The organism is Microbispora hainanensis (assembly GCF_036186745.1).
Taxonomy (GTDB): Bacteria; Actinomycetota; Actinomycetes; order Streptosporangiales; family Streptosporangiaceae; genus Microbispora.
Window position 1 is genome coordinate 7,236,979 of the sequence record NZ_CP108086.1, and the last position, 19,277, is coordinate 7,256,255.

General features: G+C 71.7%; 16 protein-coding genes. 11 read left to right on the top strand and 5 right to left on the bottom strand.

Annotated elements, in window-relative coordinates; all coding sequences use genetic code 11:
• The first annotated feature begins 85 nt into the window (after positions 1–85).
• Positions 86–1,399 (top strand): FAD-dependent oxidoreductase, encoded by a 1,314-nt coding sequence (locus tag OHB01_RS33120; protein ID WP_328854479.1) that lies wholly within the window; start codon positions 86–88, stop codon positions 1,397–1,399.
• Positions 1,368–2,702, top strand: coding sequence for a class II 3-deoxy-7-phosphoheptulonate synthase (locus OHB01_RS33125; RefSeq protein WP_142648384.1), 1,335 nt, complete (start codon positions 1,368–1,370; stop codon positions 2,700–2,702). Before OHB01_RS33120 ends, OHB01_RS33125 begins: the two co-directional genes overlap by 32 nt.
• 96 nt (positions 2,703–2,798) lie before the next feature.
• Here the strand turns inward: OHB01_RS33125 and OHB01_RS33130 are convergent, their stop codons facing one another.
• On the bottom strand, positions 2,799–3,164 hold the full coding sequence (locus OHB01_RS33130) for a thioredoxin family protein (protein ID WP_142648300.1): 366 nt from the start codon (positions 3,162–3,164) through the stop codon (positions 2,799–2,801).
• A 122-nt stretch (positions 3,165–3,286) separates the two neighbouring features.
• Here OHB01_RS33130 and ctaD point away from each other — a divergent pair, with 122 nt between their 5' ends.
• Positions 3,287–4,972 carry a cytochrome c oxidase subunit I gene (ctaD, locus tag OHB01_RS33135; RefSeq protein ID WP_142648299.1) on the top strand — a complete coding sequence of 562 codons (1,686 nt, stop codon included), beginning with the start codon at positions 3,287–3,289 and terminating at the stop codon, positions 4,970–4,972.
• 49 nt (positions 4,973–5,021) lie between these two features.
• Here the strand turns inward: ctaD and OHB01_RS33140 are convergent, their stop codons facing one another.
• The 3 genes from OHB01_RS33140 to OHB01_RS33150 form a co-directional block, all read right to left on the bottom strand.
• Positions 5,022–7,475, bottom strand: a complete 2,454-nt coding sequence (locus OHB01_RS33140) for an ExeM/NucH family extracellular endonuclease (RefSeq protein WP_147942775.1) — start codon at positions 7,473–7,475, stop codon at positions 5,022–5,024.
• A 161-nt stretch (positions 7,476–7,636) separates the two neighbouring features.
• On the bottom strand, positions 7,637–8,506 hold the full coding sequence (locus tag OHB01_RS33145; RefSeq protein ID WP_328854480.1) for a universal stress protein: 870 nt from the start codon (positions 8,504–8,506) through the stop codon (positions 7,637–7,639).
• 89 nt (positions 8,507–8,595) lie between these two features.
• Entirely contained in the window at positions 8,596–9,066 is a 471-nt protein-coding gene (locus OHB01_RS33150) for a universal stress protein (protein ID WP_142648296.1), read from the bottom strand.
• Positions 9,067–9,464: 398 nt separating this feature from the next.
• On the opposite strand from OHB01_RS33150, the gene OHB01_RS33155 reads away from it, so the two are divergent.
• Positions 9,465–10,184 (top strand): permease prefix domain 1-containing protein, encoded by a 720-nt coding sequence (locus OHB01_RS33155; protein WP_205830352.1) that lies wholly within the window; start codon positions 9,465–9,467, stop codon positions 10,182–10,184.
• On the opposite strand, the gene OHB01_RS33160 is transcribed toward OHB01_RS33155, so the two are convergent.
• Positions 10,144–10,467, bottom strand: a complete 324-nt coding sequence (locus tag OHB01_RS33160) for a helix-turn-helix transcriptional regulator (protein ID WP_142623248.1) — start codon at positions 10,465–10,467, stop codon at positions 10,144–10,146. The genes OHB01_RS33155 and OHB01_RS33160 overlap by 41 nt on opposite strands.
• Positions 10,468–10,549: 82 nt before the next feature.
• On the opposite strand from OHB01_RS33160, the gene OHB01_RS33165 reads away from it, so the two are divergent.
• The 7 genes from OHB01_RS33165 (at position 10,550) to OHB01_RS33195 (ending at position 19,212) form a co-directional block, all read left to right on the top strand.
• Positions 10,550–11,773 (top strand): cytochrome ubiquinol oxidase subunit I, encoded by a 1,224-nt coding sequence (locus OHB01_RS33165; RefSeq protein ID WP_328854481.1) that lies wholly within the window; start codon positions 10,550–10,552, stop codon positions 11,771–11,773.
• Positions 11,752–12,498: a cytochrome d ubiquinol oxidase subunit II gene (locus OHB01_RS33170; RefSeq protein ID WP_328854482.1), complete on the top strand. Its 747-nt coding sequence runs from the start codon at positions 11,752–11,754 to the stop codon at positions 12,496–12,498. The genes OHB01_RS33165 and OHB01_RS33170 overlap by 22 nt, the downstream gene beginning before the upstream one ends.
• A 10-nt stretch (positions 12,499–12,508) precedes the next feature.
• The gene (gene cydD / locus OHB01_RS33175; RefSeq protein WP_328854483.1) at positions 12,509–14,212 is read left to right on the top strand and encodes a thiol reductant ABC exporter subunit CydD; all 1,704 of its coding nucleotides are present in this window, start codon (positions 12,509–12,511) and stop codon (positions 14,210–14,212) included.
• Entirely contained in the window at positions 14,209–15,927 is a 1,719-nt protein-coding gene (gene cydC / locus OHB01_RS33180) for a thiol reductant ABC exporter subunit CydC (RefSeq protein WP_328854484.1), read from the top strand. The genes cydD and cydC overlap by 4 nt, the downstream gene beginning before the upstream one ends.
• 170 nt (positions 15,928–16,097) lie before the next feature.
• Positions 16,098–17,390, top strand: a complete 1,293-nt coding sequence (locus OHB01_RS33185; protein WP_328710287.1) for an extracellular solute-binding protein — start codon at positions 16,098–16,100, stop codon at positions 17,388–17,390.
• A complete protein-coding gene (locus OHB01_RS33190; RefSeq protein ID WP_261985700.1) occupies positions 17,369–18,385 on the top strand; it encodes a carbohydrate ABC transporter permease in 1,017 nt (338 codons plus the stop codon). Before OHB01_RS33185 ends, OHB01_RS33190 begins: the two co-directional genes overlap by 22 nt.
• On the top strand, positions 18,382–19,212 hold the full coding sequence (locus tag OHB01_RS33195) for a carbohydrate ABC transporter permease (protein WP_260617303.1): 831 nt from the start codon (positions 18,382–18,384) through the stop codon (positions 19,210–19,212). Before OHB01_RS33190 ends, OHB01_RS33195 begins: the two co-directional genes overlap by 4 nt.
• The last annotated feature ends 65 nt before the right edge of the window (positions 19,213–19,277 follow it).

The following is a 19,277-nucleotide window of genomic DNA, read 5'->3' on the forward strand; positions in this document are numbered from 1 at the left end:
AAATAGCGGTCCCGCACGCGCTCCGGTAGGCCCACATCTGGCGGCCCGGCCCCCCGCGTGAGACAATTTCAGCGGGTGATGAATTATGGAGACGACATGTGTGATCGCGGGCGGCGGGCCCGCGGGGGCCATGCTCGCACTGCTTCTGGCACGCGCGGGCGTCGATGTCACTCTGCTGGAGAAGCACGCGGACTTCCTGCGCGACTTCCGCGGTGACACCATCCATCCCTCGACCCTCCAGATCCTGGACGAGATCGGCCTGGGCGAGGCGTTCCACCGGCTGCCGCACCGCAAGGCGCACACGCTGTCCATGCGGACCGACGACGGCGAGGTGCCCATCGCCGACCTGCGGCGCCTGCCGGGGAAGTACCAGTACATCGCCTTCGTCCCACAGTGGGACTTCCTCGACCTCCTCACCCGCGAGGCGGCCGCCTATCCCAACTTCCACCTCCTGATGAACGCCAAGGTCGTCGACCTCGTACGGCACGACGGCGCGGTCCGCGGGGTCCGCTACCGCGACGAGCGGGGCGAGGAGCACGAGATCAGGGCCGTGCTCACCGTCGCCGCCGACGGCCGGCACTCCGACGTGCGCCGGGCGGCCGGGCTGGCGCCCAAGCGTTTCGGCGCCCCGATGGACGTCGTGTGGTTCCGGCTGCCGCGGGCGGAGGGCGATCCCGAGCAGCCGTTCCTGCGGGCGTCCGCCGGACGGCTCATGGTCGCGATCAACAGGGAGACCTACTGGCAGCTCGCCTACATCATCCCCAAGGGCGGCTTCGCCGCACTGGAGGCGAAGGGCGTCGGCGAGCTGCGCCGCGAGGTGGGACGGCTGCTGCCCTTCCTCGACGGCAGGACCGGCGAGCTGCACGGCTTCGACCAGACCGGTGTGCTGAGCGTCGAGGTGAACCGGCTCACCCGCTGGCACCTGCCCGGGCTGCTGCTGATCGGCGACGCGGCCCACGCGATGTCGCCGGTCTTCGGCGTCGGGATCAACCTCGCCGTGGCGGACGCCGTCGCGGCCGCCAACATCGTCGGGCCCGTCCTGCTGCGCGGCCGGGCGCCCGCCGCCGTGCTCGCCAGGGTCCAGCGCCGCAGGAAGGTGCCCACGATCGTCGTGCAGACCGCGCAGCGCGTGGTGCAGGACCGCCTCATCCGGCCGGCGCTCGCCGGTCCCGTGGGGCGGATCCCGGCTCTCACCCGCGTGCCGGCGGTGCGCTCGCTGGTGCCGCGGTTCATCGGTCTCGGCGTCCTGCCCGAGCACGTACGTCTTCCGCTGCGAAAAAAAGATCTCAGCAAATGGACAGGACGGGGCCCGCACAGGACCGGGTGCAATAACCTTGGTTCCCGTGAGCGCAACGAACCTCGACCCCGTGAGCGGCCCTGCCCTGGACGCCTGGCGTGATCTTCCCGCGGCCCAGCAGCCGGACTGGCCGGACCGCGGTGAGCTGGACAAGGTCGTAGCGGAGCTGGCGTCCCTGCCCCCGCTCGTGTTCGCCGGCGAGTGCGACCAGCTCAAGGAGAGCATGGCCGCCGTGGCGCGCGGGGAGGCGTTCGTCCTGCAGGGCGGCGACTGCGCCGAGACCTTCGCGGGCGCGACGGCCGAGAACGTGCGCAACAAGCTCAAGACCCTGCTGCAGATGGCGATCGTGCTGACCTACGCCGGCCGCGTGCCGGTCGTCAAGATCGGCAGGCTCGCCGGGCAGTTCGCCAAGCCGCGCTCCAAGCCCACGGAGATCCGCGACGGCCTGGAGCTGCCGGCCTACCGGGGCGACATGGTCAACGGCTTCGACTTCACCGCCGAGGCCCGCCGTCCCGACCCCAACCGGCTGCTGCGCGCCTACCACTCCTCCGCCGTCACGCTGAACCTCGCGCGGGCCTTCACCAAGGGCGGCTACGCCGACCTGCGCCAGGTCCACGCGTGGAACCAGGACTTCGTGGCGGAGTCCCCGGCGGGGCGGCGCTACGAGCAGCTCGCCCGGGAGATCGACCAGGCGCTCTCGTTCATGCGGGCCTGCGGGGCCGACCCGGAGGAGTTCCACACCGTGGAGTTCTACTCCTCCCACGAGGCCCTGATCCTCGACTACGACCGGGCGCTCACCCGGATCGACTCGCGCACCGGCCTGCCGTACGACGTGTCGGCGCACATGGTGTGGATCGGCGAGCGCACCCGCCAGCTCGACGGGGCGCATGTCGAGTTCTTCAGCCGCATCCGCAACCCGATCGGCGTGAAGCTCGGCCCGACGACCACGCCCGAAGAGGCCATCGCGCTGATCGACAAGCTCAACCCCGACAACGAGCCCGGGCGGCTCACCTTCATCACCCGGATGGGGGCGGGCAAGGTCCGCGACGCGCTGCCGACGCTGGTGGAGAAGGTCAACGCGAGCGGCGCGACCGTGGCGTGGGTGTGCGACCCGATGCACGGCAACACCTTCGAGGCGCCGAGCGGGCACAAGACCCGCCGCCTCGACGACGTGCTCGACGAGGTCGCGGGCTTCTTCGAGGTGCATCACGCGCTCGGCACCCACCCCGGCGGCATCCACATCGAGTTCACCGGCGACGACGTCACCGAGTGCGTGGGCGGCGGGCACGCGATCGTGGAGGAGGACCTGGCGCTGCGCTACGAGACCGCCTGCGACCCCCGCCTCAACCGCGGCCAGTCGCTCGACCTCGCCTTCCGCGTCGCGGAGCTCTACCGGTCGAGCTGACCGGCACCGGCACAGGACCGCTGAACCCGCCGTCGCCCTCCGATCGCTCGGACGGGGTGACGGCGGTTTCCGCTTCCGGGGGCGCGGCCCGCTGCCTCAGGAGTTCTTGGCCTCCGCCTCGATCTGGGCACGGATGGCGTCCATGTCGAGCGCGCGGAGCTGGCTGATCAGGTCCTCCAGCGCGGGCGCGGGAAGGGCGCCCGGCTGGGCGAACACCACGATGCCATCGCGGATCGCCATGATCGTCGGAATCGCGGTGATCTCGAAGCCCTCCGACAGGCCCGGCTGCGCCTCCGTGTCGATCTTGCCGAAGGTGATGTCCGTGTGCTCCTCGGACGCCTTCTCGAAGATCGGCGCGAACGACCGGCAGGGGCCGCACCAGGACGCCCAGAAATCGAGCAGTACGATGCCATTGTCGGCGATGTCGTTGAAGTTCTTCTCAGTTACCTCGATGGTCGCCACGGGCGACTCCTTTCGCTCGGTCTTCAGCGGGCATAACCAGCCGGTCGATCCCAGCATTCCATTTCGCGATGAGCCTCGTGTGATTGGGCAGCAGACCTCCTTGACGTAGAAGGAGCACGCCGATGACGACTCACGCCGTACGGCCGACCGACCTGACGGGACAGAAGGGCCCCGGCGCCCTGCTCGTCTCGTGGCTGTCGAGCACGGACCACAAGGTGATCGGCAATCTCTACATGATCACCGCGTTCTTCTTCTTCCTGGTCGGCGGCCTGGAAGCCATGGTCATCCGCGCGGAGCTGTTCGAACCGGGCATGCAGTTCGTCACGCTGCAGCAATACAACATGCTGTTCACGCTGCACGGCAGCGTCATGCTGCTGCTGTTCGCGACGCCGTTGTTCGCCGGGTTCGCCAACGCGGTGATGCCCCTGCAGATCGGCGCGCCCGACGTGGCCTTCCCCCGGCTCAACATGGTCAGCTACTGGATGTTCCTGTTCGGCGGCCTGATGGTGCTGGCGTCGTCGCTCACGGGCGGCGCGCCGACGTTCGGCTGGACGGCCTACACGCCGCTGTCGTCCGCGTCGTTCACCCCGCAGCTCGGCGGGGACCTGTGGATCATGGGGCTGGCGCTGTCGGGCCTCGGGACGATCCTCGGCTCGGTCAACTTCATCACGACGATCATGTGCATGCGCGCCCCGGGCATGACGATGTTCCGGATGCCGATCTTCACGTGGAACGTGTTCTTCACCTCGATCCTCGTGCTGCTGGCCTTCCCGGTGCTCGCCGCCGCGCTGCTGGCGCTGGAGATCGACCGCAAGCTCGGCTCGCACATCTACGACCCCGCGAGCGGCGGCCCGATGCTGTGGCAGCACCTGTTCTGGTTCTTCGGCCACCCGGAGGTCTACATCATCGCGCTGCCGTTCTTCGGCATCGTCACCGAGGTGATCCCGGTCTTCAGCCGCAAGCCGCTGTTCGGGTACGTCGGGATGGTCGGCGCGACGATCGCGATCACCGCGCTGTCGGTCACCGTGTGGGCGCACCACATGTTCGCCACCGGCCAGGTGCTGCTGCCGTTCTTCTCGCTGATGACGTTCCTGATCGCCGTGCCCACCGGGGTGAAGTTCTTCAACTGGACGGGCACGATGTGGCGGGGCCATCTCACGTTCGAGACGCCCATGCTGTGGTCGGTGGGCTTCCTCGTGACGTTCCTGCTCGGCGGGCTGACCGGGGTGATCCTGGCGTCGCCGCCGCTGGACTTCCACGTGACCGACACCTACTTCGTGGTCGCCCACTTCCACTACGTGGTGTTCGGCACGGTGGTGTTCGCCATGTTCTCCGGCTTCTACTTCTGGTGGCCGAAGCTGACCGGGAAGATGCTGAACGAGCCGCTCGGGAAGATCCACTTCTGGATGCTGTTCATCGGGTTCCATCTGACGTTCCTCATCCAGCACTGGCTCGGCGCGCAGGGCATGCCGCGGCGGTACGGCGACTACGCGGCCAGTGACGGCTTCACCTGGATGCACCAGGTGTCGAGCCTCGGCGCGTTCCTGCTCGGCCTGTCCACCCTGCCGTTCCTCTACAACATCTGGTGGACCGTACGGCACGGCGAGAAGGTGACGGTGAACGACCCGTGGGGGCATGCCAACTCGCTGGAGTGGGCGACGTCCTGCCCGCCGCCGCGCCACAACTTCCTGTCGATGCCGTCGATCCGCTCCGAGCGGCCCGCCTTCGACCTGCGCTATCCGCGTCTCGGCGGCAAGCCGGGCGAGCCGCCCCAGACCAAGCGGGACATCGTCGATCCCGACGCCTGACGAACGGAAAGGGGCCCCCGGCGACGGGGGCCCCTTCGCGTGCCGGTCGTCAGGGCTTGCCGCCGGGCAGCTCCAGCCCGATCAGCAACGGGTCGTGATCGGAGGAGCGGAACGCGTCGGGCCGGTAGAGGCTCGGCGGGTTGAACTCCAGGTTGTAGTCGAGGATGCGCGACTCGTCGGAGTTGACGTGCCAGATCGTCGCCCCGGTCACCCGCTTGGTCAGCTGCTTGCCGGCCATGGCGTGGTCGAGCTCGCCCGACAGCCCGCCGAACAGGTAGCTGTAGCGCTGGTCCTCGGGCACGAACCGCTTGGACAGGCTGGTCAGGCCGCCCTTCTCCAGGGTGTGGATCGGGTCCTCCTCGCCGTAGGCGTTGAGGTCGCCGATCACCAGCGGGTTCGGCAGGTCCATCGAGCCGATGAGGCCGAGCACGGCCTTGGCCTGCCGTACGCGCTCGGCGTTGTAGCAGCCCTGGCCGTCGCCCTGGTCCGTGTCGCCGCTGGGGGCCTCCGCGTCACAGCCCTTGGACTTGAAGTGGTTGACGAGCAGCGTGAACGGCTGGCCGCCGCCCACCCGGCGGAAGGTCTGGATCAGCGGCGGCCGCCGGAAGACGGGGTCGGCCGACGACCGCGTCGCCCCGACTGGGGTCACCTTGGCCGGCTTGTAGATCGCGGCGACGTGGATCGCGTCGGTGCCCGGGTAGGGGTGGGTCAGCGCGGCGTACGTGCCCGCGCCCACCTCCGCGTTCAGTGCGGCGACCAGCGCGTCGACGGCGGTCTGACCGTTGTTCTCGACCTCCATGAGCCCGACGACGTCGGCGTTCAGGCCCTTGAGCGTGGCGACGATCTTCTTGAGCTGCCGCTGCTGCTCCTCGGCCGTGTTGGCGCCGCGCGAGCCGAGCGTCGTGAACCAGTTGAGCGTGTTGAGGCTCGCGACGCGGACGTTCCCGCCGACCGGCGCGGGCGCGGGCATGCGGGGGTTGGTCCGCTGGAAGGTGATCGGCTTGGTCGGCTCCAGCCGGTAGGCCCCGAAGCCGTAGCTCAGCACGCCGGTGATCCCCTTCGCGGTGTCGCCCAGCCGGACGACCTCCGGGCTCGTGTAGGGGATCGTCGCCGGGTTCTCGGTGTTCGAGCCGTCGTCGACGAGCAGCGTCCTGCGGGCGTCCAGCGCGGGGTCCACGCCCTTTCGGTCGGTCGGCTGGAACAGCCTGCCGCCCGCCGCGACCGTCACCTCGCCGTATCGGCCGAGGTTGTAGTGGTCGGTCACGGTCAGCGCCTCGGGGAAGGTCACGAGCACGTTCTCGTACGGCTCGAAGGTGTCGTCGCCGGCCCGCGGCAGGTCGTAGGCCTTCGGCGTGATCGTGCCGGTGCCGCAGACGTCCACCACCGTGACCGGGGACAGCTCGGTGAGCCCGTTGAACTCGGTGACCCGGCCGGTGACGAGCACCCGGTCGCCGACCTTCACGTCCTTCAGGGTGTCCCGCGCGAACGCGAACAGGCCGTCGGAGGTGGCCGGGTCGGCGTCCGGCGTCGGGTCCTGGAAGTAGAAGCCGCTCTGCTGACCGGTCGTCTGGAAGTCGCCGGTCACGATTCCCTCGACGCGGACGGTCTGCCCGGCGAGCGGGGAGGCGTCGCCGCTGCCCTGGACCTCGGCGATCTGCCGGTTCGCCGGCACGTCGCACGGATCGCCGGTGGGCGTGGGCGACGGGGAGGGCGACGGCGACGGCGAGGCGGAGGGGCCGGCGGAGGGGGTCGCGGACGGCGACGGGGAGACGCCGCCGCACGGAGCGGGCGGCGTCGCCGTGTTGCGCGGCGCGGGCGTGCCCGCGGTGAAGTCGGCGGCGTTGTCGTCGGTGTCCGCGCAGCCGCCGCCGGCGCGCACGGCGGCGGTGGAGTTGCTCAGGCCCGGGGCCGCCGCCGAGCCCTCGAAGTAGTTGGCCGTGCCGTACCCGACGAGGTCGGCGATCTGCGCGGTCTGCTCGGGGGTGCACGGTGAGGAGCCGCCGTTGCAGGCGAGGCCGGTGGTCGAGCGGACCAGCGCGACCTTGCCGGCCGTGGCGCTCAGGCTCAGCGTGCCGACGGTGTCGGGGGACGGCAGGGGGCCGCTCGGCGTCGTTCCGGCGGAGAGCTGGATCAGGTGATACTGCCCGGGGGCGAGCGAGCCCGACAGGTTCTGCTTCTGGGAGCCGAACTGGCCGGTCCCGGTGGCACTCGTGTACTGGAGGGACCAGCCGTCCAGCGAGATCTCGGCGGTGCCGCGGTTGAACAGCTCGACGTAGTCGTTGGTGTAGGGGGCGCCGGAGTTGCCGCCGCCTCCGTACACCTGACTGATCACCACGTCGCCCGGCTCGGCCGAGGCTGGCGACGTCGACGCGACCGTGACTCCGGCGGTCAGGAGGCCTGCGGCCGCGAACGCGGCGACCGCGCGAGCGGCGCGGCCGACACCGCGTCTCGAGTCGCGGCCACCGGGGTGGTCATCGGGGCAGGCCCGGGATAGAGCACGCATGCCCCGGACTTTAGGGGGAGATCACCTCGACACCAGGACCAAAAAGTGTCTTTATCACAAACTTGTATGAATTTGCCGATTAGCAGACGTCGCAACCGTAGGGCTGCTGCCCTTGCGCGGCGCGATCCGGGATGGATCGGTCCTCACGCGGCCGCCGCGCTTCAGCAGTGGACGACGGCGACCGGGCAGGTGACCGCGTCGATCAGCGGCCGGGTGACCGACCCGAGCCTGCCGAGCACTCCACGGGCGCGGGTCGCGCCGACGACCAGCATGGTCGCGCCGGGTGAGGCGTCGGCCAGCACGTCGAGCACGGGCCCCTCGACCGGCCTGAGCAGCGTGCGCACCTCGGGATATCGCGCGCGCCAGGGCTTCACGGCGGCCTCCAGCGCCTCGACGGCCTCCCTGCCGGGGACGTCGGACATCACCATGGGCGCCATGCCCGCGCTCCAGGCCGCGGCCGGGTAGCGCCAGGCGTGCACCGCGATCAGCTCCAGCCCGCGCAGGGCGGCCTCGTGGTAGGCGAAGGCGAGGACGTGGTCGTCGCCGCCGCCGACGCCCACGACGATCGGGCAGGGGTGCCTGCGATGCGGCAGCGGCCCCCGGCCGCGCACCACGATCACCGGGCACAGGGCGTGCGTCGCGACGTGCCCCGCGACCGACCCCATCACGCGCCGGGCCACGCCGCTCAGGCCGCGCGATCCCACGACGACGAGGTCGGCCGTCTCCGACAGCGCGACGAGCCGGTCGGAGGCCGGCCCCTCGAACAGGTCCTCCCGCACGCGGACGCCGCTCGTGCACTGCCGGGCGCACTCCGCGCCGTGCCACAGCACGTGCTCGGCCGCGTGCTGCAGCGACCGGCGCGCCTCCTCGTCGTCCGTGCCGTACGGCGACTGCCAGGCATGGCAGACGGTGATCGCCGAGCCGCGGAACTCGGCCTCGTCCATCGCCCAGTCGAGCGCCTGCATGGCGAAGTCGGAGCCGTCGTACCCGACGACGATGCCCGGGGCGTCGACCGGGCTGCTGGGGTCCATACGCTCAGAGTCCGCCCGTGCCGTGCGCTCCGGCAGGGCGGAAAGTCCCGATACCGGGAGGACGTCCGGCCCCCGGCATCAGACAGGGGTCAGGACCGGCTTCCGGCGAGCACCCCGGGACGGCGGTCGTGCTCCATTCCGGGCAGCACGACGACGACCGGGCACCTGGCCCGCAGCAGGCAGGCGGAGACGACCGGGTTGAGCACGGGGTAGGGCTCCGACTCGGCCTCGTGCGCGCCCAGCACCAGCAGGTCGGCGCCCTCGGTCGCGCGGAGCAGGACCTGGGCGGGCGGCCCCTCGATCACGACCGGCTCGACGTCACGCTCGCCGAGCTCGGCGACGGCCTGGGCGGCGATGTCGAGGGCGGTCCTGCGCTCGTCCTCCCGTGAGGTGCGGCTCGCGATCGGCGCGTAGTGGGCGTGCAGCCCGCCCGTCCACTCCCAGGCGTACACCGCTTCGACCCGCGCGCCGCGCAGCGAACCCTCGGCGGCGGCCCACCGCAGTGCGGCCTGCGACGCCATCGACCCGTTGATGCCCACCACGATCTTCGGCTGGTTCACGTTCCGCCTCGCTCTCCGCTCTCAGTCTCGCCGACCAGGGTTAACAGGGTGTTGCCGCGGCGAAACGGTCAGAAGACACCGCCCATGAGCATCCCTGTACCCAGAAAACCCCCGTGTCCCTCGCGCCGCAAAAGGGACAGGGCCATGTTTTGGGGGCGGGGTTCACCTCGAAACAGCGTATCTGCGAACCGGAGCGGTGCCGCTCATCCCCTTTGCCCGTCCGGAGGCCTTCGCCGGCCGTCTCGTTGCCCGTCCCGCCTGCTCAAGCAAAGCGCCCGCCGCCCCCGCGACGGCAGTGCCGTACGGCTCGGACCGGGTGGGACCTTAGGCCCGGGTCAGGGATGCCCCTGATGCGGGCGGCACGTCCCGCCCGTACGCTTGCGGCAGACCGGGGAGGGATGATGAGGAACGCGGGTCCGATCGACGAGTACGTCGCGTCGATGCGTCACACGCTGCGGGGCCCGGGCCGGGCCAAGCGCGACCTGCTGGCCGAGGCGCGCGACAGCCTGCTCGACGCGGCCGAGGCGTACGAGGCCGAGGGTCTCCCCCGGGACGAGGCGGAACGGCTGGCGGTGACCGACTTCGGCGCCGTCGCCGAGATCGCGCCGGGTTTCCAGGGGGAGCTGGCGGTGAGCCAGGGCAGGCGGACGGCGGTGCTGCTGTTCCTCAGCGTGCCGCTGACCGCGTTCCTGTGGGCGGTGATCTGGCGGATCTTCCCCGAGAGCCCGCACATCGAGCAGATCAAGCCGGTGTGGTTCGGGCCGCTCGCCAGGACGGTGGACGCGTTCCAGCTCGGCGTGGGCGTGGTGGGCGGCCTCGCGCTGCTCGCGCTCGGGCGCGGATCGCGGCACGTCCCCGGGCCCGAACGGCTCACCCGGTGGCTCGGGGTGTTCGTCTGGATCCAGACGCCGCTGATCGGGGTCATGGGCATCACGCTGGCGGTGGCCTCGCAGGGCCCGGTGGGGTTCACCGACTACCTGCCCGGCCTTGGCGTGGCCATGGTCAGCTACGCGTGCGCGATCGCCCAGTTGTACAACGCCGCGCACTGCCTGCGCTGCACCCGGGCGATCTCCGCGCTCAGCGCAGCGGGTCGAGAACCCTCCCTATCGCGGTCGTGAACGACCGCCAGGCCGACCGCTCCCCCGCCAGCGCCGTGCGCCCGGCGTCGGTGAGGCGATAGGTCCGCCGTTTGCGGCCTCCGTCGGAGGCCCACTCGCCGGCGAGCAGCCCGGCGCGCTCCAGCCTGCGCAGCGCGGGATAGACCGTGCCCGTCGGCACGTCGAGCGCACCGCCGCTGCGCTCGCGCAGCGCCTCGATGATCGCGTAGCCGTGCAGCGGCTCACGCTCCAGCACGGAGAGCAGCAGGGCGTCCATATGGCCCCGGAGCGCATCGGCGTTCACGGCCGCAGCCTATCCCGGTTAGTCATGCGTCGAGTCTACATGTAGGCTGTCTATATGTAGACAGCCTACGCATGGAGAAATCATGGACGTCGTCGATCTCGCCCGTGCGCAGTTCGCGGTCACGGGAGCACTCCATTTCCTGTTCGTCGTGCTCACGCTGGGACTGGCCCCACTGGTGGCGATCATGCACACCCGCTATGCCATCGGCGGGAACCCCCTGTACGAGCGGATGACCCGCTTCTGGGGGCAGATTTATGTGATCAACTACGCGCTGGGCGTCGTCACCGGGCTCGTGATGGAGTTCCAGTTCGGGCTGAGCTGGAGCGGGCTCTCCCACTACGCGGGCGACGTGTTCGGCGCGCCGCTGGCCATGGAGACATTGCTGGCGTTCTTCCTGGAGTCCACGTTCCTCGGCTTGTGGATCTTCGGCTGGCACCGGCTGCCGCGCGGGCTCCACGTGGCCTGCATCTGGCTGGTGACGCTGACGGCGTACGCCTCGGCGCTGTTCATCATGGTCGCCAACTCCTTCCTGCAGAACCCGGCAGGATCACAGGAGGTGGGCGGACGGCTCGTGCTGCGCGACTTCGGCGCCCTGTTCACCAACACGGCCCTCGTCTTCTCGCTCCCCCACGTGCTGAGCGCCGGCCTGTGGGCCGGCGGGTTCGTCGTCATGGGCGCCAGCGCCTACCACCTGTTCCGGCGCACCCCCGAGCGCGAGTTCTTCTACCGGTCGCTGCGCATCGGCGTGCTGACCGCCTTCGTCGGGTCGCTGTTCACGGTCGGGTTCGGGTACGCCCAGTTCGGACCGGTCGGCTCCCTCCAGCCGGACAAGTTCCACGGCGCGGTCCCCGGCGTCTCGCTCGAACTGATGATCATGATCGGGCAGCTCGGCCAGTTCGGGGTGATGTTCGTGCTGACGCCGCTGCTCATCCGTGACGTGCTGGCCCGCTCACGCCGGCTGCACCCGTTCCTCATGCTCATGACCCCGCTGCCGTTCGTCGCGGCGATCGCCGGCTGGCTCGTCCGCGAGGTCGGCCGCCAGCCCTGGCTCGTCTACGGCAAGCTCTCCGTGGCCGACGCCCTCACCCCCGGGCTGACCCGGGCGGACATCACCGCCTCCTTCGCGGGATTCGCCGGCGTGCTCGCACTGCTCGCCCTCGTCGACTACGTCCTCATCGCCCGTGCCGTACGGCGCGGCCCTGGACGCGTCATGCTCGGCGCCGCGGACGCTCCCGTCACCGCGGGGTCCGTCCCCGCCCCCTCGCTGCAGAGGACACGCTTCCCATGGACATCTTCTGGTTCCTGACGTTCACCGTCCTGCTGGCCGGCTACTTCGCCCTGGAGGGCTTCGACATCGGGCTCGGCGTGCTGCTGCCCGTGCTGGGCCGCACCCCGGCCGCCCGCGACCGCCTCGTCGGCGCGATGGCCCCGTTCGTGCTCGCCAACGAGGTGTGGCTGGTCGCGCTCGCGGGCGTGCTGTTCGGCGCGTTCCCCGTGCTGGAGGGCCGGGCGCTCAGCCGCATGTATCCCCTCGTCGTCGCCCTGCTGCTGGCCTGGATCGTGCGCGACGCGGGGCTGTGGTTCCGCCGCAGGGCCGGCGGCGCCGCCTGGCGGCTGGTGTGGGACGGCGCGCTGTGGGCGGGCTCGGCCGGGCTGGCGCTCGCCTGGGGCGCGATCCTGATGGCCGTCGTGCGCGGCCTGCCCGCCTCGCCCTTCGACGTGCCCGCCGTGGCGGGGGGCCTGGCGCTGCTCGCGCTGCTCGCCTGGCACGGCCGCGCCTTCGCGGCCTGGCGGCTCCAGGAGAGCGCGCCGGGCACCGGGCGGACGCTGCTGCTGTCGGCCTGCGCCGCCGCCGCGCCCGCGGTGCTGGTCATGGCGGCCGCGACCGGCCACATGCTCGGCAACGCCGCCCCGGATCAGACACTGAGTGTGCTCAGTGTCATGGTGGTGCCGATCGCCCCGATCCTCGTGGGCGCGCAAGTATGGGTGTGGCGCACCTTCTCCAGGGGCGCGCTGCCGACGTTCTTCTGATTGGGGACCGTTGCACAAGGACCTCCTCCGGCTGGCCCGTGCCGAGCGCGGCGTCCGCGTCCATCTCGCCTGCTGCCTGGTGGCGGCGGTGCTGGCCGGGCTGCTCGTGCTCGTGCAGGCGGAGCTGCTGGCCGGGGTGCTGTCGGGCCGGTTCGCCGTCGCCGCCCTGCTTCCCCTGGCGCTCGTCGTCGCCTGCCGCGGGCTGCTCGGATGGGCGCAGGGTGTGCTCGCGGGCCGCGCGGCCACCGCGCTGAAGTCGGCCCTGCGGCGGCTCCTCCTCGGCCGGGTGGAGGGTCTCGGCCCGGCGTACCGGTCGGGCGAGCTGGTGACGCTCGCGGGCCGGGGGCTCGACGCGCTCGACCCCTATCTGACGGGTTATCTGCCCTCGGTCGCCGTGGCCGGGATCGTGCCGCTCGCGGTCGTGGTCCGGCTCTTCGTGGCCGACCTGGCCACCGCCGTGATCGTGGTGCTCACGCTGCCGCTGATCCCGGTCTTCGGGGCGCTGGTCGGGTGGACCACCAAAACCGTCACCGAACGGCAGTGGCGCGCGCTGGCCCGCCTCGGCGGCCACTTCCTCGACGTCGTGCGCGGCCTGCCGACGCTGCGGGCGTTCGGCCGGGCCCGCTATCAGGCGTCGGTGATCCGCGAGGTGGCCGAGGCGCACCGCGCGGCGACCATGCGCACGCTGCGGGTGGCGTTCCTGTCGTCGCTGGTGCTCGAACTCGTGGCGTCACTGTCGCTGGCGCTGGTGGCCGTGCCCGTGGGGCTGCGGCTGCTGTCGGGCTCGCTCGACCTGCGTACGGCGCTGCTCGTGCTGCTGCTGGCCCCCGAGGCGTACCTCCCGCTGCGCGCGATGGGCACGCGCTTCCACGCCGCCATGGAGGGCGTCGCCGCCGCCGACGAGGCGTTCGCGGTGATCGGCCCTCCGGGCGAGGCCGCCGCCGAAACCGCGCGGGAGGCCGGGCGGGCGGCGGCACCGGCCGGAGCGAGGCGGAGCGCGCGGCGTGCGACCCCGGACGACGGGCCGCCGGAGATCCGGCTGGAGGACGTCACCGTGCGCTATCCGGGCCGCGAGGAGACCGCGCTCGCCCACGTCTCGCTGGTCATCCGGCCGGGTGAGCGGGTGGCGATCGCCGGCCCGAGCGGCGCGGGCAAGAGCACGCTGCTGCACCTGCTGCTCGGGTTCGTGACCCCGTCCGAGGGGCGGGTGCTGGCCGACGGGACCGACCTGGCCGATCTCGACCTGGACGAGTGGCGGCGGCGGCTCGCCTTCGTGCCGCAGCGCCCGCATCTGTTCGCGACCTCGGTGGCCGACAACATCGCGCTGGGCTCGGCCGCAGGTCCCGACGAGATCAGGGCCGCCGCCGAGGCGGCGCAGGTGGCCGAGTTCGCGAGCGCCCTGCCGCAGGGATACGACACCCCGCTCGGCGAGCGCGGCGCGAACCTGTCGGCGGGCCAGCGTCAGCGGGTCGCCCTGGCCAGGGCCTTCTGCCGCCCCGCCGCCCAGGTGCTGCTGCTGGACGAGCCAACGGCGCGGCTCGACGGCAGGAGCGAGGCGGCGGTCGTGGCGGCCACGCGCCGGCTGGCCGAGGGCCGTACGGCGATCATCGTCGCGCACCGTCCGGCGATGATCGACCTGGCCGACCGGGTCGTCCGCCTCGACGGCGGCGTCCTCGTCCACCCGGTTCCGGTGCGGGGCGGGGAGGCCCGATGAGCCGCGCGGAGTTCTCCCCGTGGTCGGTGGTCGCAGGCACGGGCATGGGCAGGCGGCTCGTGCTCGCCGTGCTCGCCGGGGCGGCGGCCGACCTCGCGGGGGTCGCGCTCATCGCGTCGGCCGCCTGGCTGATCACGCGGGCCGCCGAGCAGCCGCCGCTGGCGGCGCTGTCGGTCGCGATCGTGGCGGTGCGGGCGTTCGCGACCACCCGCGGCGTGTTCCGCTACGGCGAGCGCCTGGCCGGGCACGACGTCGCGCTGCGCGCCCAGGCGGGCACCCGTGAGCGCCTCTACCGGGCGCTGATCCCGGCCGGGCCGCTGCCGCAGCGCGGGGCCGACCTGCTCAGCCGGATGGTGGACGACACCGACGCCGTGCAGGACCTGCTCGTCCGCTGCCTGCTGCCGGCCGCCGCCGCGCTGATCACCGGCGTCGCCGCCGTCGTCATCGCGGGCTTCCTGCTGCCCGCCGCCGCGTTCGCGCTCGCCGCCGGCCTGCTCGTCGCCGGGGTGCTGCTGCCTGCCGGCACGGCCGCCGCCGCGCGGCGCTGGTCGGCGCGGATCGCCCCGGCCCGCGCCGACCTGGCCGCCCGGGTGGCCGACCTGGTGCACGGCGCGGCCGACCTCGCGGCGTACGGCGCGCGCGACCGGGCGCTTGCGGCGGCGATGGACGCCGACGCGCGGCTGTCCCGGCTGGAGCGGGGGCAGGCCCGGATCAACGCCGCCGCGCTCGGCCTCGGCATGCTGACGCAGGGGCTGACCGTCGTCGCCGTGGTCCTGGCGGCGCAGGCCTCCGGTCTCGGCCGCGTCGCGACCGCCGTTGCCGCCCTGACCTCGCTGGTCGCCTTCGAGCCCGCGCTGCCGCTGGCGGCGGCCGGCGAGCGGTTCGCGGGCGTGGTCGCGGCGCTGCGCAGGCTCAGGGAGACCGCCGCCACTCCCCCGGCCGTGCGCGAGCCCGCGGACCCGGCGCCCGCGCCGGAATCGCCGCTGACGGTGGAAGTCGAGGACCTCGTCGTGCGCCATGGCGGGCGCGAGCCCGCGCTGAACGGCGTGAGCCTGACGCTGACGCCGGGCCGCCGGGTCGCGGTGGTCGGCCCGAGCGGCGCGGGCAAGAGCACCCTGCTGTCGGCGCTGATGCGGACCGTGGAGATCGAGTCGGGCGCGATCCGGCTCAACGGGACCGACGTGCGGCGCCTGTCGTCGGACGACGTGCGGGCGCTCGTCACGGGCCTCACCCAGGACCCGTACGTCTTCCAGGCCACGGTGGGCGACAACCTGCGCCTGGCCGGGCCGGAGGCGTCCGCCGAGGACGTCGTGGCGGCCGTGCGGCGGGCCCGCCTGGACGCCTGGGCCGAGCGCACCGGCTGGGACACGGTGCTCGGCGAGGACGGCCGCACCGTCTCCGGCGGCCAGCTCCAGCGGCTCGCGCTGGCCCGGGCCCTGCTGTACGACCCGCCGGTGCTGCTGCTGGACGAGCCGGCCGAGGCACTCGACGAGGAGACGGCCGACCTGCTGATGGCCGACCTGCTCGACGCCACCCGGGGCCGCACCACGCTGCTGGTCACCCACCGCCTGCGCGGCCTGGAACAGGTCGACGAGATCGTCGTGCTGGAGGGCGGCCGGGTCACCCAGCGCGGCGCGCACGCCGACCTCGTCGCCGTGCCCGGTTACTACCGGGATCTGTGGGAGTCCGAGGCCCTCACCCGCCACCAGGGCTGAACGCCCCCGCCCCGCCACCGCTTCGTGTGAAACCTTCCGTGAGGAAGCCATTGCGGATCATGTCAGATGTAAGTAATTTTCAGTCAATGCGCTGACCTTGCAGGGCATTTACCTACACGCATCTACATGCACGGCGCTCGCCGGACTGGCTACGAGCCGGAGGGGATCTCATGAAGAGAGGATGGATCGCGGGAGCGATCGGAGTGCTCGCGGTGGCGCTGGCGGCCTGCGCGCCCGGAAGCGGCGCGTCCGGCCAGGGCGGCGAGGCGGGCGGTGACAAGGTCACGCTGAGCCTGTGGTCGTGGCGCGTGGAGGACGTCAAGGCGTACGACAAGATCCTCGCCAGGTTCGAGGAGTCGCACCCGAAGATCGACGTCGAGTTCAAGCCGTTCCAGGCCACCGAATACAACAACATCCTGGCCACCGGCCTGTCCGGCACCGCCGGTCCCGACGTCGCCCAGCTCCGGGCGTACGGCGGGCTCCAGCCGCTGGTCGAGGCCGGCCAGCTCGTGCCGCTCGACGACAAGGTGGAGGCGCTGTCGGGCTTCGACGCCAAGCTGCTCGAAGGCGCCAAGGGCCACACGGACGGCAAGATCTACGGTGTGCCGTTCGCCTACCAGACGCTTCAGGTCTTCTACAACAAGAAGCTGTTCGCCGACAACGGCATCCAGCCCCCCGCCACCTGGGACGAGATGATCAAGGCGGCCGACAGGCTGAAGGCCGCCGGGATCACGCCGTTCGCGGTCGCGGCCGGGCCCGACGCGACCTGGACGCTGCCGATCGTCCACGAGATCTTCGGCAACGCCCGCTATGGCAGCACCCGGTTCCGCGACGCGCTGCTGAACGGCGACAAGAAGTTCACCGACCCCGACTTCACGGCCTCGATCAAGCTGCTCAAGGACCTGGAGCCCTACTTCCCGAAGGACGTGGCGGCCGTCAAGATCCCCGACGTCCAGGCGTTGTTCGCCACCGGCAAGGCCGCGATGTATCCCACGGGCAGCTTCGACCTGGCGCCCGTGCTCGCGGCCGACCCGAGCCTGGAGATCGGCGCGTTCCAGGTGCCGCCGCCGCCCGGCTCCCCGGTGACCACGCCCGTCACGCCGGGCTGGGCCGACGGCTCGTTCGGCGTCAACGCCAAGTCGGCCCACCAGGCCGAGGCACTCGAACTGGTCAAGTGGATGGCGACGCCGGAGTTCGGGCAGCTCTACGCGAGCGAGCTCAAGCAACTGTCCGCGGTTCCCGGGGTCACGCCGTCCGACCCGCTGCTGGCCGAGTTGGCGAAGAACTACGCCGCCAACGGCGCGCCGTACACGCTGCTCGTCGACTTCCGGTACGGCCAGCCGAACGGTGACGCGGTCTTCCGCGACGAGGTGCAGAAGATGCTGGTCGGCCAGACCGATCCCAAGGCGGTCGCCGAGAGCGTGCAGAAGGGCGTCGAGCAGTGGTTCAAGCCGGGGAACTGAGCACGCCCCGACGCTCGCCCGGACGGTTCCCCGCCCGGTCGTCCGCCCGGTTCTCCCGTCGTCGCGCGGCACGCACCGGCGGACGCCGCCGCTACGTGCCGCGGTGGCGGGTGCTGGCCGTCTTCCTGCTGCCCGCGCTCCTGCTCTACTCGGTCTTCATCGTCTATCCGCTGGTCACCGCGCTCGAATACAGCTTCTTCGAGTGGCGCGGGATCCGGCAGACGGGGTTCGCCGGGCTCGCCAACTATCGCGACCTGTTCGGCGTCTACCCCTACGACCAGCAACTGTGGCGGGCGTTCGGGCACAACGCGCTGTTCTTCGCCGGGACCATGCTGATCCAGAACACGGTCGGGCTGCTGTTCGCCCTCCTGCTGTTCCGTTACCGCCGCGGCAAGCGGTTCCTGCAGGCCGCGTTCACCACGCCCTACCTGGTCGACCCGCTGGTCGTCGGCTACCTGTGGAGCCTGCTGCTCAACCCGACGTTCGGCCCGGTCAACTCGCTGCTGGAGGCGGCCGGGCTGGACTCGTGGGCGCTGCCCTGGCTGGGCGACACCCGTACGGCGCTGCCGGTGGTCATCGTGGTCAACGCCTGGCAGTGGGTGGGCTTCCCCATGCTGCTGTTCTCCGCCGCGCTCGCCGGGATCCCGGCCGAGTATCACGAGGCGGCGCGGGTCGACGGCGCGTCGGCCTGGCAGGCGTTCCGGCGCGTGACGCTGCCGCTGCTCACCCCGGCGATCGGCGTGGTGAGCGTGCTGACGTTCATCGGCAACTTCAACGCCTTCGGGCTGGTCTACGCGATGGCCGGGTCGACCGGGTCTCCGGCGGGCTCGACCGACGTGCTCGGCCTGCTGTTCTACCGGGTCGCGTTCGTGGAGGGCGGCACGGAGGCGATCGGCCGGTCGTCGGCGCTGGCCGTGCTGATGTTCGTGTTCATCTTCGGGGTGTCGCTGCTGGCCGGTTCCTACTTCCGCCGCCGCGAGCGGAGGCTGCTGTGACGGCGCGGGGCCGGGCTCCGGGGCGGGTCGCCGTCCACCTGCTGCTGTGGGGCTACGCGGTCGTCGCGCTGCTGCCGCTGGTCGTCATGCTGCTCAACTCGCTGCGGCCCACGACCGAGATCTTCACGACGCCGCTGGGGCTGCCGGCCTCCCCCACGCTGGACAGTTACGCCCGGGTGTGGACGGAGGCGTCGTTCAGCACCTACCTGCTGAACTCCCTGGCCGTCACCTGCGGCGCGGTGCTGCTCGGCACGGCGGTCTCCGCGCTGGCGGCCTATCCGCTGGCCCGCTACGACTTCGCCGGCAACCGGCTGCTCGGGGCGTACTTCCTGGCGGGGCTGATGCTGCCGATCCGGCTGGGCCTGGTGCCGATCTTCTACCTCATGGACTCCATGGGCCTGATCGACTCGCTGCTCGGGCTCACGCTGCTGTACGCCGCGTCGGGAGTGCCGTTCTGCATGTTCGTGCTGTCGGCGTTCTACCGTTCCCTGCCCGGCGAGCTGGACGAGGCGGCCCGGATCGACGGAGCCGGGGAGTTCCGGATCTTCGGGCAGATCATGCTGCCGCTCGTGCGGCCCGCGCTGGCATCGGTGATGCTGTTCCAGTTCGTGCCGCTGTGGCATGAGTTCCTCTACCCGCTGGTGCTGCTGCGCTCCGACGAGAAGTTCACGATCCCGCGCGGGTTGTCGCAGTTCTTCGGCGAGTACACGACCGACTGGTCGGCGCTGTTCGCCGGGCTGGTCCTCGCCACGGCGCCGCTGTTCGTGCTGTTCGTCCTCGCGACCAAGCAGATCATCGCCGGGCTGACCGCCGGCATGAGCAAGTGAGGCAGAAACGCGCCGGAAAGCCGATCGCCGGCGGGCCGTCCCCCCAGAGGCCCGCCGGCGATGAT